General features: G+C 51.5%; 13 protein-coding genes. 10 read left to right on the top strand and 3 right to left on the bottom strand.

The annotated features are described in order from the left end of the window. Nucleotides 1-127: 127 nt before the first annotated feature. Nucleotides 128-1,021: an NAD-dependent epimerase/dehydratase family protein gene (locus ACX1DY_RS04960; RefSeq protein ID WP_458963089.1), complete on the bottom strand. Its 894-nt coding sequence runs from the start codon at nt 1,019-1,021 to the stop codon at nt 128-130. A 36-nt stretch (nt 1,022-1,057) separates the two neighbouring features. Further along, nucleotides 1,058-1,810: an RNA polymerase sigma factor gene (locus ACX1DY_RS04965; RefSeq protein ID WP_458963090.1), complete on the bottom strand. Its 753-nt coding sequence runs from the start codon at nt 1,808-1,810 to the stop codon at nt 1,058-1,060. Between the two features lie 186 nt (nt 1,811-1,996). Between ACX1DY_RS04965 and clpP the strand changes: the two genes are divergently transcribed. From clpP to ACX1DY_RS04990, 5 genes are all read left to right on the top strand, one after another. Beyond that, a complete protein-coding gene (clpP, locus tag ACX1DY_RS04970; protein WP_458963091.1) occupies nt 1,997-2,578 on the top strand; it encodes an ATP-dependent Clp endopeptidase proteolytic subunit ClpP in 582 nt (193 codons plus the stop codon). A gap of 19 nt (nt 2,579-2,597) precedes the next feature. Continuing rightward, nucleotides 2,598-2,804 carry a hypothetical protein gene (locus ACX1DY_RS04975; protein WP_458963092.1) on the top strand — a complete coding sequence of 69 codons (207 nt, stop codon included), beginning with the start codon at nt 2,598-2,600 and terminating at the stop codon, nt 2,802-2,804. Nucleotides 2,805-3,628: 824 nt separating this feature from the next. Further along, entirely contained in the window at nt 3,629-4,828 is a 1,200-nt protein-coding gene (locus ACX1DY_RS04980; protein ID WP_019911926.1) for a saccharopine dehydrogenase family protein, read from the top strand. 20 nt (nt 4,829-4,848) lie between these two features. Continuing rightward, nucleotides 4,849-5,985 (top strand): carboxynorspermidine decarboxylase, encoded by a 1,137-nt coding sequence (nspC, locus tag ACX1DY_RS04985; protein ID WP_458963423.1) that lies wholly within the window; start codon nt 4,849-4,851, stop codon nt 5,983-5,985. A 477-nt stretch (nt 5,986-6,462) separates the two neighbouring features. Next, entirely contained in the window at nt 6,463-7,443 is a 981-nt protein-coding gene (locus ACX1DY_RS04990; protein WP_458963093.1) for a phosphotransferase enzyme family protein, read from the top strand. A 359-nt stretch (nt 7,444-7,802) separates the two neighbouring features. Here ACX1DY_RS04990 and ACX1DY_RS04995 read toward each other — a convergent pair whose 3' ends face one another. Next, nucleotides 7,803-9,395, bottom strand: coding sequence for a stalk domain-containing protein (locus ACX1DY_RS04995; protein ID WP_458963094.1), 1,593 nt, complete (start codon nt 9,393-9,395; stop codon nt 7,803-7,805). Between the two features lie 149 nt (nt 9,396-9,544). On the opposite strand from ACX1DY_RS04995, the gene ACX1DY_RS05000 reads away from it, so the two are divergent. The 5 genes from ACX1DY_RS05000 (at nt 9,545) to ACX1DY_RS05020 (ending at nt 14,486) form a co-directional block, all read left to right on the top strand. After that, a complete protein-coding gene (locus tag ACX1DY_RS05000) occupies nt 9,545-10,168 on the top strand; it encodes a deoxynucleoside kinase (protein ID WP_458963095.1) in 624 nt (207 codons plus the stop codon). Beyond that, a complete protein-coding gene (locus ACX1DY_RS05005; protein ID WP_458963096.1) occupies nt 10,165-10,812 on the top strand; it encodes a deoxynucleoside kinase in 648 nt (215 codons plus the stop codon). Before ACX1DY_RS05000 ends, ACX1DY_RS05005 begins: the two co-directional genes overlap by 4 nt. A 129-nt stretch (nt 10,813-10,941) precedes the next feature. Further along, nucleotides 10,942-12,123: a MalY/PatB family protein gene (locus ACX1DY_RS05010; protein ID WP_458963097.1), complete on the top strand. Its 1,182-nt coding sequence runs from the start codon at nt 10,942-10,944 to the stop codon at nt 12,121-12,123. A gap of 27 nt (nt 12,124-12,150) precedes the next feature. Continuing rightward, nucleotides 12,151-13,101 (top strand): nucleoside hydrolase, encoded by a 951-nt coding sequence (locus ACX1DY_RS05015; RefSeq protein WP_458963098.1) that lies wholly within the window; start codon nt 12,151-12,153, stop codon nt 13,099-13,101. A 140-nt stretch (nt 13,102-13,241) separates the two neighbouring features. Further along, a complete protein-coding gene (locus tag ACX1DY_RS05020) occupies nt 13,242-14,486 on the top strand; it encodes a stalk domain-containing protein (RefSeq protein ID WP_458963099.1) in 1,245 nt (414 codons plus the stop codon). Nucleotides 14,487-14,516: the final 30 nt, after the last annotated feature.

Genomic DNA, 14,516 nt, shown 5'->3' on the forward strand with positions numbered 1-14,516 from the left:
CATCGGACTAGGGCTGTTTTGGCTTGTAACCAAGTGATGAATGATTCCAGCAAGGGGGCGACTGCCCCTGTTGCGCCTCGTTATGCCGCCATTCTTAGCTGTGTCAGATGCCGAAACAACGGGCAAGCTACTCGCGGCCTGAGAGTGAATTATTCAGCGCTGCTACCAGCTCCGGGAACCATTCCGCCAGCTTCAGGAAGTGAAAGCCCGCCCCGCGGGCTTTTGCTGTATCCATATGCCAGGACTCTTCGATTCCAAACGGGGACATATCCGCACTGGCAGTTTCCTTCACGACAACTGCCTGCCGGCCTGTCTCTTGCTCAATCACAGAAATGATCTCCCCAATCGCCAGCGTGCCGTCCGAGCATGCGTTCACGGGTCCCGTCAGCGGTGAGAACCCCAGCCAGTACAGGAAATCTGCAGCTTCATCGGAGCGGATAAACGAGATAACCGCACCAGGATTCGGTATCCCGACAGGTCTGCCTGCGCGGACATGCTCAAGGTGAAAATGCAGCCGCTTCGTGTAATCATCCGTTCCGAGCACAATCGGAAACCGGACCGCAGCGACTGGAAAAGCCGATTGTGTCAAAAGAACCGTCTCGGCCAATCTTTTGCCCTCCTGGTAACTGAAATCCTCCTTCGCCCCCAATTGCAGCGGATAGGTTAATGGATCAAAATCGGCCTCAAGGAGAATGTCCGGCCTTGGGTCATACACAGACAGGCTGGAGGTCAGAATATATCGCTTAGCCGTGCCCGCGAATATCCGGCTGGCCGCAGCCGCCTCATCCGGGGAATAGCAGATGTTGTCATAGACCACATCCCATACAGCAGCTCCCACCGCTTCAGCAAGCGCTTTGGAATCTGTCCGGTCCACGTTCAGCCGCCGGACACTGTCCCCAAAGCTGTCCTCCGCGAAGCCCCGCGTAAGAAGAGTTACCCTGGTGTCTGCGTCCTGCAGCAGCCGTTCAACCAATCTTTTGCCAAAAAAACGGGTTCCCCCGAGTACAAGTATGTTCCTCATCGTATACACTCCTCTAAATTGGGTCAGCCTGCCTCATTATGCTGCCATTCTTAGCTGTGTCATAGTTCCGGTAGCCGAGTTAGCGTTGGTGCTGATTCCGCCAAAATATCCCTGCACGGTGCTGCTGCTTACTGCCATCGTCATTTCTGCCGCTGTCTCCTGGCGGAGCAGCTCCAGCATAACGGGAAGCTGGCCTTTCTCATAGGAAGCGGCAAGCGCGCGCAGCAGAATTCTGAAATCCATGTCCTGCGGCAGCGCGGGGCCTTCGTGATCTGTCAGCTCCCGGCGGACCGCTTCTAAGGCATACCGCGCCCGGTGCAGCGCAGCTTTGACCGCTCCTTCAGTGGTACCGAGCATCTCCGCTGCTTCGCTTGCCGGATAACCGAGCACATCACGCATCAGGAACACGGTTCTTTGCAGCGGCGATAGATGCCGGATCAGAGCCTGGAACGCAAGCTCGATTTCGGTAAGGCTGTTCTCCGGCGCATGCCCGGAATTGGGACCGGAGGAAGCTAACGAGCGCTCCAGTACGCGTACAAGGGACGTTTTGCGCCGCACGGCGTCAATCCAGGTGTTCTTGGCAATCCGCAGCAGCAGCGCTTCGGGATTCGGGGCAGCCGCGAATTTCCCGTAAGCAAGCGCTTTGGTCCAGGTGTCCTGGGCCAAATCCTCTGCGTCCGCCAGGGAGCGGGTCAACGACAGGCAATACCGCTGCAGGGCTTCACGAAGCGGCGATAGGCTGCTCTCGTCTATCAGGCTCACGGTGCTGTATGGTTCAAGGATCGACACTTGCGATCATCTCCTTTTTGTTTATGCTGAGTATTCTGTTGCCTCTATTATATAAACGATCAGCTCATTGTAAAAGATACGCTGCACCCGCAGCGGTTGACTTTCTGCTTCCTTCGTATCCTTCACAGCTCTTCCTCCGTTTACAGAGTATAAAAAACAAATGCAACTCACTTAGGAGGCATGAACATGAGTATAGTTCCTTATGTTATTGAACAAACCGGCAGAGGCGAGCGTTCTTACGATATTTATTCCCGGCTGCTGAAGGACCGGATTGTATTTGTGGGTGCGGCGATTGATGATCAGCTGGCGAACAGCATCATTGCCCAGTTGCTGTTCCTGGCGGCAGATGACCCGGACAAGGATATCCAGATGTTCATCAACAGTCCGGGAGGCTCGACTACCGCAGGCTTCGGCATTTATGATACGATGCAGGTAATCAAGCCGCAGGTCAGTACGATTTGTACAGGGTTTGCAGCTTCTTTCGCCTCACTGCTGCTGCTGGCTGGAGCCACAGGCAAACGTTATGCGCTCCCTAACAGCGAGATTATGATTCATCAGCCGCATGGCGGGGCACAGGGCCAGGCCAGCGACATAGCGATCAGCGCGAGACGTATCCTGCAGATCAGGGAGAAGGTCGTGCAGATCAGCGCGGAGCGCACCGGACAGCGGGCTGACAAGGTGGCGAAGGATATGGACCGGGATTATTTCATGTCGGCCCAGGAGGCGCTGGAATACGGTATTATCGACAAAGTGATTACCAAACTTTAAGCGGGGGAGCGGGATTCAAATGCTGACAGCTTTGCTTGGGCAAGAGGTAACAATTCATTTTCTGGACGGCTCGAATGTCGTAGGCGGTGTACTAGAGGAGCTTGACGAACGGTTTGTGAAGTATCGCACGGAATATCAATTGCTGTACATTCCCATCACCTCCATCCGGGCGGTAGCCGTGGAGACGAAACCGCGTGAACGTCCCCGGGTTGGTTTTGGGCAATAGCAGCGGATTACACACTGCGTGGACTTTTTATCAGGTCTGAACAATGAACAGCCTTCATTTCTCTATTGTTATAGGGGAGTGGAGGCTGTTGTTCTTTACTGACGGGTGCGTTGTAGCTGGAACGTATCTTTTGTCAAAGCTTGCAATGGTAAATTAAGTGGAAAAATGTCACTTAATCAGAGGAATTCAGCGATTTTTCAAGATTTAGGTGGAATTAGTACAATTAATCAAGTAGATAACGTAGAAATGGCCAAAAATCGCCGAAATTAGGTGGAGAAATTCCAACGTGCGACCCCAGTTAGTGTTCCACCACACCCTTTAGTTGGAGAAATTCCAACATGCTATCCAAGTCAGCATTCGATTACATTATTAGTTGGAGAAATTCCAATTGGGGAGGAACAAAGCTGTTATTCCGGGCAAGCCGGGTATTGGATTAGCTGGGCTACACATAATAAGTCTAATGGGGCATAACGGTGCGGCTCCCATATGATAGGGGTATGAGCAATTGCAGAGGTGAGCCATTTCATAGCTTTTCAAATAATATTATGAAGTGGGCCGCTACTGTGGTACAATTGTCTAGTTGCTCTGATCTACGAAGAGTCATTTTAGTTTTGGCTGCGCAGCATCATGGATTTGAAGAAGAAACCGAAGGGAAACGGAGTATTTCAGTGCATTTCCATGCGTTTCAGAGTATTAACGTGAAAAGTAGAAGATTTTACAGTCTCGGTATCAATTTTTGTCGTTTTTTATTGATTTATTGCTATGCATTATGTATAATCAGCGTTGTTGATTTTTCAATATGTAATTTTAGGAGGTAATCAATTTTGGGAAAAGCGTTAATTATTGGCGCTGGCGGTGTAGCAAGCGTTGTAGTTCATAAATGCTGCCAGAACCCGGATGTATTTGAAGAGATCTGCATAGCGAGCAGAACCCTCGCGAAATGTGATGCTCTGAAAGATAAATTGGCCGGAGGCCAGACGAAGATTTCTACGGCGCAGCTTGATGCAGACAACACTGAAGAGGTAATCGAACTGATCAAGAGCTTCCAGCCGGATGTCGTGATTAATGTCGCTCTCCCATATCAGGACCTGACCATTATGGATGCTTGCCTGGCAACGGGAGTGCACTATGTAGATACCGCCAACTACGAACCGCAGGATACTGCGAAATTCGAATACTCCTGGCAATGGGCCTACAAAGAAAGATTCGAGAAAGCCGGAATTACCGCGCTGCTCGGCAGCGGATTCGATCCCGGTGTAACCGGCGTATTCACGGCTTATGCGCAGAAGCATTATTTTGACGAAATCCACACGATTGACATTGTTGACGCGAACGCGGGCGACCACGGTTATCCGTTTGCGACCAACTTCAATCCTGAAATCAATATTCGTGAAATCACCGCCAACGGACGTTACTTCGAGAATGGCGAATGGATCGAAACCGCTCCACTGTCTGAGAAAAAAGTCTACGATCTCCCGGAGATCGGCCCGAAGGATATTTACCTGCTGTACCATGAGGAGCTTGAATCTCTGGCTGCGAACATCAAGGGCGTGAAGAAAATCCGCTTCTGGATGACCTTCTCGCAGAACTACCTGACTCACCTGAAGGTGCTTGAGAATGTGGGCATGACCTCCATTGAGCCGATTGTATATGAAGGCAAGGAGATTATTCCTTTGCAGTTCCTGAAGGCAATTCTGCCTGACCCGGCTTCTCTGGGACCAAGAACGAAGGGCAAAACGAACATCGGCTGCATTATTCAAGGCACTAAAGACGGTCAGCCAAAAACATATTATGTCTACAATGTCTGCGATCATGAAGAATGCTACAAAGAGGTTGGCTCCCAGGCCATTTCCTACACTACGGGCGTTCCTGCGATGATCGGAGCGATGATGATTATAAAAGGCATCTGGAAGAAGCCGGGCGTATACAACGTTGAAGAGTTCGACCCGGACCCATTCATGGATGCACTGAACAAATACGGACTGCCTTGGCAAGAAGATTTCTCGCCAACGCTTCTTGACTAGGACGTAAGGCAATGAAGGATATAGATATTGATATCAGCACGCTGCCGTCGCCCGCTTATCTAGTCGATGAACGGCTGCTTAAGAAGAACCTGGAAACGTTGAACTACGTGCAGGAGCGTACCGGTGCTAAGATCCTGCTCGCGCAAAAAGGCTTCTCGATGCACGCGCTCTACCCGCTGGTCGGCAAATACCTGCACGGCGTAACCTCCAGCTCCTTGTTCGAAGCGAGACTCGGCTATGAAGAAATGGGCAAAGAGGTGCATGTCTATGCACCGGCTTATGTAGACCGCGAGTTCGACGAGCTGCTTGGCTACACGGACCATATTGTGTTCAACTCGTTTGACCAGTGGAACCGGTTCAAGGACCGGGTGCAGAATGCGCCTAAGCGTATCAGTTGCGGCATCCGCGTCAACCCGGAGTACTCCGAGATTGAAGTGCCGCTGTACGATCCATGCTACAACTACTCACGTATGGGAGTAACGCTGCCGAACTTCCGCCCTGAAGAGCTGGATGGCATCGACGGGCTGCATTTCCATACGATGTGCGAGCAGAACTCGGATACGCTGGAGCGTACGCTCAAGGTAGTCGAGGAGAAATTTGGGCAATATCTGCACGGCATGAAATGGCTCAATTTCGGCGGCGGACATCACATTACCCGTCCGGATTATGACCTGGAGACGCTGATTAAGTGTATCCTGCATATGAAGGAAACTTATAATGTTCAGATCTATCTGGAGCCGGGCGAAGCTGTTGCGCTGAATACCGGATATCTGGTAGCGACTGTACTGGATACAATGCACAATGGAATGGATATCGCCATTCTCGATACTTCGGCGGAATGCCATATGCCGGATGTGCTGGCGATGCCGTACCGTCCGGGCATTATCGGTGCCGGAGAGCCGGGCGAATACCCGTACACGTACAGACTTGGCGGCATGACCTGCCTGGCGGGAGATGTTATCGGGGATTATTCGTTCCCTGAGCCGCTCAAATACGGCGACAAGCTGGTCTTCCTCGATATGGCGCATTATTCCATGGTCAAAAACCATATGTTCAATGGCGTGAACCTCCCGTCCATTGCTTCCTACAACGAGGAAGAGGGCCTTAAGGTGATCCGCGAATTTGAATACAAGGATTTCAGCGGCCGGTTGTCTTAAAAAAGGTTTATATAAAATGAACCTGAAGCTTGATATGTTAGGTTGTGGTCGTAACTCCGGGGAATGTTTGGACTTCCGGCCGCTGTTGTCTGCAGATTTCTTGATTTGTACCGCTGTTCGGTTGAAATACGGAGACAGCTTATGCTTACGATGCCAGCTTTCCTACGGAAAGCTCTCAGGCGGACGCATTCGCTCCTCCAGTTCCAAACTTCCCCTGCGCACTCCTACCTTTTTAATCAGTTTCTAAGTTCATTTTATACAATAAGGGGCGTTCCGCTGGCCGTTAAGGCTGGCTGGGACGCCTCTTTTTGGCGTATAGAATGTCTTTACTCATTTATTACATGGCTGCTGCGAGAGAATTCGGGTAAACTCGGCTTGCAAGTGAAGGGAGTGATCGGCATGAAACGCCGGGCTAATAGAACGACTGCTGCAGTAAAGGTGAGCGAAACTTGAAATTATAAGGAGCTGCTGTAGGGCGTGTTGAAATTAAAATATTTGTTCAATAATGTGGATTTGGCGGAAATGCTGCTGGGGAACTGGGAGTTTGACCGGGAGTCGCTGCATTTGTTTCAGTATTATAGGATATCGTCCAATGCGATTTATCCGTTTGAATGTGGTGAGAGCAATCAGCTTCTGAGATTCGCCCCGCAGGCGGAGAAGTCAAAGAGAAATCTCCTGGCTGAGCTGGAATTTATTGCTTATCTTCGAGCCCGGGGGTATGGAGTGCTTGAAGCTGTGCCTTCCCGGGGAGGGGACGAGCTAATAGAGGCGCAGACGCCCTGGGGCGCTTATTATGCGGCGGTGTTCAAGCGCGTGGCCGGAGTTCGGATGGATAATGTATTTATGGATGACAAGACCGTATTCCGTTACGGTCAAGCCTTGGGCGAGCTTCATCGTCTATCCAGTGAGTACAGTCCTGTTCGGAATACACGATGGACACATAGCGGGGTGCTGGATTGGATTCGGCAAGTACTGAGCGGATTCCCCGGAGAGACGGCGGCGATGGCGGAGACAGAGCTGCTTGCAGAGTACTTTCATACCTTGCCGATTACCGAGGCCAATTATGGACTGATTCATTATGATTTTGAGCTGGACAATGTCTTTTATGACGAGGCAGAGGATGCGGTCAACGTCATTGATTTCGATGATGCCATGTATCATTGGTATGCGGCAGATATTGAGCAGACGCTGGACAGTCTGGAGGAAGCAGTTACGTCCGAGGAGCTGGATCATAAGAAACAGTGTTTTATGGACGGCTATGGCAGCCGGTATCCGCTGCCTGCGGGTGGTCCTTCCTCTGCGGCATGCAGACGTTTTACCAATTTGTACGGGTATGCCCGCACCCTGTATTCCACTGCGGAGAAGTGGGAGCATGAGCCGGAATGGCTGACCGGACTGCGCCGCCGTCTGGAGGATTACAAGCAGGACGAAGCTTCCCGGTTCGGCAAGAAGCTCTGAATATAAGGCGGCTCAAGCTGTGAGTTTGCGGCCTGGTTCGCCAAGGAAATCTTGCCCGAATTGCCAGAATAACATGAGTTCTGGGATAATTGTATTCTGTGCAGCTAAAAGCTCACTTTTGCGGGTGATTATGAAGTTAGCTGTATTCCGTACAATAAAGAACGCCACAGGAAGCCATAAATCCGCAAAGTCCGATTTATAACTGTACAAAATACAAATAAGTCAAGAAATTGGCTGTTTCAGCATCGGATAGCTGCATGAAATACATTTATCTTGTTCGCGCCTCCGCGCGATCTTTACACATACGTCACAAATACGGCCGGTCTCTACATGATGTGGAGGCCGGCCGTTTGTTCTGGTTATTTCATTGTAATGGCAATAGTCTCCTGCTGCGGAAGCCAGTTGACTGAAGCGCCAAGCTGCTCGCTGATAAACCGCAAAGGCAGGTATACCGTACCTGAGACAATAAAGGGAGGCGTAGGCAGTGTTACACTTTTATCGTTGACGGTTGTTGCCCCGGTTACCGTGTTGATTGTAATGGACAGCGCCGGCTTGTCAGCGGCGTTCCGGGTAATGGTTACCTTTTTATCCACCGTGCTGATCATGCCGCCGGGTTTGTCTTTGCCGGCAGGTACAGTTTTGATATCCTCTTTATAGGCCACTGTTGCTCCCAGCTTGTCGAACAGAGAACGCAGCGGGATAAAGTTCTGACCATTACGGGTGATCACGCCATTCGTTAGGCTGACGTTCTCGCCGTTCAGAGAGATGGCAATCGGCTTCTGCATGGCTACAGGTGCGGGATAGTTGAACTCATACTCTCCATTGCCGAGCTGGGCATTTTTGTTGATCCCCCAGCCCCAGAGGGTACCGTCTGTTTTTTGCATAATGACGTGGCGTCCACTGCCCTGAATCGACGTGATTTCTGAAGCCAGAAGACCAAAATCTGCGTTTGGATTCATAGATTCACCATCTATGGACGCCGCATACACTTTTCCCCCTGAAGTCAGGGCCACGATGGAGCGCTCTACAATGTACGCATCGGTTACATTCTTGATCGCTGTGAAGCGAACCGGTACGGCCTGCTGATGATAGGTTGTTCCGTCGGAGACCCCCGTAATGGTTGCGCCCCAGAACCATAAATTTGACTGTCCATCTATAGCCAGCATAGAGATTCCGTTGTTGCGGATTGAGCGGATCTTAGGCAAGGAGGACACGGCGGCAGGAGTTACCACGGAAGGATCACCGAGGGTCTCCGGCTCGTATTCGTTCTGTATCGGCCATGTCCAGAGCGTCCCGTCTTTTCGCAGCGCATAGTTCTGCTGAAGATGAGTGACATCCGTAAGCCCTGGAACCTGTGTGAACGTGGCAAAATCATCAAAAGTCGTCCAGACCGTTCCATCCTTCTTCAGGAAAAGGAACCGCTGCCAGTGCTGCTTAGACTTGTTGGACTCATAATAACCGTCTACAGCAGCCACATTGTCTATCCCGGATTCCCGGGTGAACGCCGAATCGGTGGACCTGGCAGTCTGATTATCAAAGGACCGAATTGAGCTGGACAGCGTACCGTCATCCGACACCGCAACCGTTCGGCTGCTGAGGGAGAAAAGCTGCTTCAGCGTTCCCGGCTCTTGAACTGGAGTCGCTGTCGTTGCCAGGGTGGTTGCGGAAGTCTCCAGCTTCCATACAGAGCGGTCTTTCTTCACAGCAAAGGAACCGGCCTGCGAATTGAAGGCAGCTTCAACATCCTGTAATGCAGCGACCTGAGTAGGGACGGACCGGTTGCCTCCCCAGACCCACAGGCTGCCGTCTGTTTTGATCAAATAATCCGCGCCGTAGGAGGCTATCCTTGAAGGGGCGGAGGTATCCGGTGCTGCCCCGGCTGCTGTGCCGGATACTGTTAAGGCAGCGGCCAGACTGAGCATTATACCGAACTGCTTCGTCCATTTTTTCATGCAACAATCCCTCTTCTCTGTATTTTTTTTCTATTATTTAGACGCGGAGTGAAACTTAAAAGTTTCTATAAATTTAAGCATTCATAGGCGGTTGGCGTGTGATACAATAGTTTAGTCTGTTTTTTATTTTGAGGAGGATATCAGCATTAATGGAACATGCACCTTTTATTGCAGTGGAAGGCCCCATCGGAGCCGGCAAAACAACACTCGCCACCATGCTGGCGGAGGAGCTTAAGCTTCCGGTGATCAAAGAAATCGTAGAGGAAAATCCTTTTCTGGACAAGTTCTATCAGAATATGGACGACTGGAGCTTTCAACTGGAAATGTTTTTTCTCTGCAACCGCTACAAGCAGCTTGAGGATACCGTGAACCGGTACATAGATAAAGGGAAGCCGGTTATCTCGGATTATCATATTTATAAGAATCTGATCTTTGGCGAGCGTACACTGAAGGGAACAAAACGTGAGAAGTACCGGGAGATTTATCATGTGCTGACCGATGATCTGCCGAAGCCGGATATTATTCTCTACATTCGTGCGGATCTGGACACTCTGCTGAAGAGAATTGCCAAGCGCGGACGTACTTTTGAAGAAGATATTGCGCCAGCATATCTGCAGCAACTGATTGAGGATTATGACGAAGCGATGGCTTCGCTCGCTCTCACTGAGCCGTCTACGCGGATTGTCACCATTGATGGAAATCAGGTTGATTTTGTGGAGAACGTAGAAGACTTTACTGCAATCGCCGCACACTTAAAGGAGCTTATGAAATGAACCCATACAACATCCCGGATAATGCCATTATCACTGTAGCCGGAACGGTGGGTGTCGGAAAATCGACGCTGACCGCGGCCCTGGCGGAGCGCCTGAATTTCCAGACATCGCTGGAGCAGGTGGACCACAACCCGTATTTGGAAAAATTCTATCATGATTTCGAACGCTGGAGCTTCCATCTGCAAATCTACTTCCTGGCCGAACGTTTTAAGGAGCAGAAGAAGATGTTTGAGCTGGGCGGCGGTTTTGTGCAGGACCGTTCGATCTATGAGGACACCGGTATTTTCGCTAAAATGCATGCCGATCAAGGCACCATGTCCAAAACGGACTATGAGACCTACACCAGCCTGTACGAGGCTATGGTCATGACCCCGTATTTTCCTCATCCCGATGTGCTGATCTATATTGAAGGCAGCCTGCCGTCGATCCTCACCCGGATCAAAGAACGCGGACGCGAGATGGAAATTCAGACCGATGTGTCCTACTGGGAGCACATGCACGGGCGTTACTCGCAGTGGATCAATGAATTCAGCGCCTGTCCGGTGCTGCGGCTGAACATAGATGATTATGATGTAAACGATCCTGCATCCATGGCGGAAATTTTGAAGCAGGTGGGCGGGGCGATTGCGCAGGCAAAAAAATAAAATCAATTGGAGCGGCGCCTTGGGGCGCTGCTTTTTTGAAATGGCGTGCTGAAGCCGCTCAAGAAGGGTGCCGGCAGCGTCTCCCCGTGATACAATAATTGAACAAGCAGAAAGGATGGGTGAATTTAGTTGAAGTATGATTTTAACCGTGTCATTGACCGCCGCAATACCCGCTCTTACAAATGGGACCAGTCCGAGAAGCTGTTCGGGAACAAGGATATTCTGCCGCTTTGGGTAGCGGATATGGATTTTGAAAGCCCGCCCGCTGTGAAGGAGGCCATTCTGCGCCGGGTGCAGGAAGGCATTTACGGCTATAGTATTGCGAGTGAATCCTACAAGGAAGCCATTAAGGATTGGTACCGGAGACGCCATGATTGGGATATTCAAAAGGAATGGATCAGCGATTCGCCGGGGATCGTCACCTCGCTCAGCCTTTCAGTCGAGCTGTTCAGCAAGCCGGGGGATCAGGTGATTCTGCAGTCTCCGGTATATTATCCTTTCTATGATGTCATTCGGATGAATGACCGCAAGGTGGCTATCAATCCGCTGATTCTGGAAGAGGGCCGGTATGTTATGGACTATGCCCAGCTTGAGGAGCTGATGATCGGCGGAGCCAAGCTGCTGCTGCTATGCAATCCGCATAATCCGGGCGGAAGGGTGTGGGAGCGGGAAGAGCTGCTGCGGCTGGGAGATTTATGCCTGCGGTACGGTGTTACCGTCATCTCGGATGAAATCCATTGCGATATGATAATGCCGGGCCACAAGCACATTCCGTTCGCCTCCTTGTCAGAGGAGCTGTCGGATATTACCCTGACGACGCTTGCGGCTACCAAAACCTTCAATCTGCCCGGACTGCAAACCTCCTATATCGTCACCTCGAATCCGGCCTTGAAGCGTAAATTCGACCTGAAGCTGAAGACGCTGAGCCTGCACATGGCTGCTTTTTTTGCAGCGGAAGCGGTGGAGGCAGCCTACAATGAAGGTGAAGAGTGGCTGGACGAGCTTACACTGCATATCAGCGGAAATGCCGAATATGCCCTTGGCTATTTGGCAGAGCATCTGCCACAGGTAACGCCGATGAAACCTCAGGCCACCTACCTGCTGTGGGTGGATTGCCGGGCGCTTGGACTGGATAGCGATGGATTGAAAAAGCTGATGTACCGCGAGGCTCAAGTAGCCTTTAACGAAGGCTCTGTCTTCGGCACAGAGGGACAAGGCCATCTGCGGATCAATCTGGCTTGTCCGAGATCCATTCTGACGGAAGCGCTGGAGCGTTTCTGTAAGGCCGCTGCCCCTTATGCAGTGAAGTAAGAGTTCCGAGGAGTGGAGAACATATAGATGGCAGCAACCCGAATAATAATTGATTGCGATACCGGCATTGACGACGCCCTGGCCATTCTGTACGCTTTGCGTGCTCCGGGCGTTGTTGTGGAAGGTATTACAACGGTTTTTGGCAATATTGATGTCGCACAGGCGGCTGACAATACACTGCGGCTGCTGGCGCTGGCTAATCCGGGGTATGAGATCCCGGTCGCCATCGGCGCCTCAAAAGCGCTGGTCCGTGAGCTTACCGGCTTTTCGACCCATGTGCATGGTGAAAATGGCATCGGTGGCGTTCAGTTGCCACCGTCAAGCCAGCGTCCGGTCAGCGAGACGGCGGCTGAATTTATCGTGCGGCTGGCGAATGAGCAGCCCGGGGAGATTGTGCTGGTTACACTCGGCCGGTTGACCAATTTGTCGCTGGCGCTCGACCTGGACCCTGCGCTGACCGGAAAGCTCAAAAAGGTAGCCGTTATGGGCGGTACGATCTTTAAGCCCGGCAATGTAACCCCGGTAGCAGAGGCCAATATTTGGGGCGATCCGGAGGCGGCTGACCGGGTGTTCACCTCTGGACTGCCTGTGCTGATGGTCGGCCTGGACGTTACGCTTAAGACGCGTATTACTTCAGAGCATCTGGAGCTTCTCAAGCGTTTTGGACGGGAAGACTGCAAGGAAGTTATCGAATTCATGGACCAGTCGCTGGTGCATTATTTTAAATTCTACCGCGAAGCAAATTACCTTATTAACAGTGCACCCCTGCATGATCCGCTCGCGCTGATGGCCGCACTGCAGCCTGATCTGCTGACCTGGCGGCAAATGAAGGTCCGTGTGGAGCATCAGGGAGAACATACTGCGGGTATGGTGGTTGCGGATCTGCGGGCACAGCCCAAGATTGGCGAGTTCATTGAGGTAGCTGTGGATGTGGATGCCGAGCGGGCGGTTGGAGTCTTTTTGAGCGCGTTCATGTAAAATGCCAGGCTGGAGGATAGAAAGGGATTGCTCAATTGTGACAATCTATTAATTTGCTAATAATATCTAGTTTGGTAAAATGATAGAGGTATATGGTTGAGAGATTATTGATCTTATCCTACAGAATGGAGAATCGAAGCATGAAACGTTTTGCCAAAATAATATTATGCGCAGCAATTTCAGCAGCAGGCTTCTCGGCTCTTCCGGCCACCGGAGCACAGGCCGCAGCAGGCGGCGTCAGTATTGTGCTGGACGGCTACCCGCTGCCATTTCCGGTAGAACCGGCAGTGATGAGCGGAACTACGATGGTGCCGTTCCGGGCCATATCCGAAGCACTTGGTGTAAAAGTAGAATGGAATCAGACGGCCAAGCAAATCACCGCGACGAATACCGACGCTTCAGGCGCCAAGAAAGTCATACTTACCTTGGGCAGTACAAATGCATCGGTGAACGGCGCAGCCGTGAAGCTGGCTGTCCCGCCGCAGAATGTCAGAGGCACAACGATGATTCCGCTCAGCTTCTTCGGCCAGCAGTTCGGCGCAGGTGTGTCCTGGAATCAGTCTACCAAGACGGTATCCATCACTTCGCCGAAGAAGGACATTTATACGCTGGGCTTCTATGCACAGGGAGCGTACAGTGAGGTTTCGCTGATCCCGAATTTCGATGCGGTTGCCTTTGGCTGGAGCCGGATTGACCGCAGCGGACAATATACTACAGCCGGCACTGAATTCAGATGGCCGCAGGCTGCCGGTGAGGTTACGCCGGAATCCATTGTCCAGAATGCCGCAGCCGGGGGCACAGCCCCTTATCTGATGGTCTACTCCGGGGACAAGGAGCTGGAGCTGACCAAAAATGTCGAGGATCTGCAGCTTCAGCAGAAGACCATCGCCGGCATCGTCGATACCGCATCGCAGAAGGGATTTCAGGGTATTGCCCTTGATCTGGAAGGGTTAGGCATGACCGGGGACAAGAAGCTGGTGCAGAGCCAGTATAATACTTTTGTCAAGAATCTTGCCGTCAAAGCACGGGCTGCAAATCTGAAGCTTACCGTCATTCTCCATCCGCTTAATAGCTCCTATAAGGGGTACGATTACAAGACGCTGGGCTCTATCGCCGACGATCTGGTGATTATGGCCTACGCTTATGAGGGTGAGACCGGACCGGAGCCGATGAACAAAGTCGATGAATCCATCCGTCTTGCCCTGCAGCAGGTCAGCAAGGACAAGCTGATTCTCGGCATCTCGGTTTACAGCGAGAATGAGAGCTCCGTCAACGCCAAGATCGGGCTGGCCAAACGCTATGGCCTTAAGGGTATTGCGGTCTGGCGTCTGGGTCTGATCGGACAGCCGGTATTGAGCCAAATGGGAGAATCGATAGAGTTATAATTTTGTGTGTGCCGAAACAGGACAGGAGCC

The sequence above is a fragment of the Paenibacillus sp. BAC0078 genome, assembly GCF_054483875.1.

Excerpts from the sequence above, each read along its gene's own strand:
- ACX1DY_RS04960 (WP_458963089.1), bottom strand. The coding sequence starts at position 1,021 with ATGAGGAACATACTTGTACTCGGGGGAACCCGTTTTTTTGGCAAAAGA.
- clpP (WP_458963091.1), top strand. The coding sequence starts at position 1,997 with ATGAGTATAGTTCCTTATGTTATTGAACAAACCGGCAGAGGCGAGCGT.
- ACX1DY_RS04975 (WP_458963092.1), top strand. The coding sequence starts at position 2,598 with ATGCTGACAGCTTTGCTTGGGCAAGAGGTAACAATTCATTTTCTGGAC.
- ACX1DY_RS04995 (WP_458963094.1), bottom strand. The coding sequence starts at position 9,395 with ATGAAAAAATGGACGAAGCAGTTCGGTATAATGCTCAGTCTGGCCGCT.
- ACX1DY_RS05000 (WP_458963095.1), top strand. The coding sequence starts at position 9,545 with ATGGAACATGCACCTTTTATTGCAGTGGAAGGCCCCATCGGAGCCGGC.
- ACX1DY_RS05005 (WP_458963096.1), top strand. The coding sequence starts at position 10,165 with ATGAACCCATACAACATCCCGGATAATGCCATTATCACTGTAGCCGGA.
- ACX1DY_RS05015 (WP_458963098.1), top strand. The coding sequence starts at position 12,151 with ATGGCAGCAACCCGAATAATAATTGATTGCGATACCGGCATTGACGAC.
- ACX1DY_RS05020 (WP_458963099.1), top strand. The coding sequence starts at position 13,242 with ATGAAACGTTTTGCCAAAATAATATTATGCGCAGCAATTTCAGCAGCA.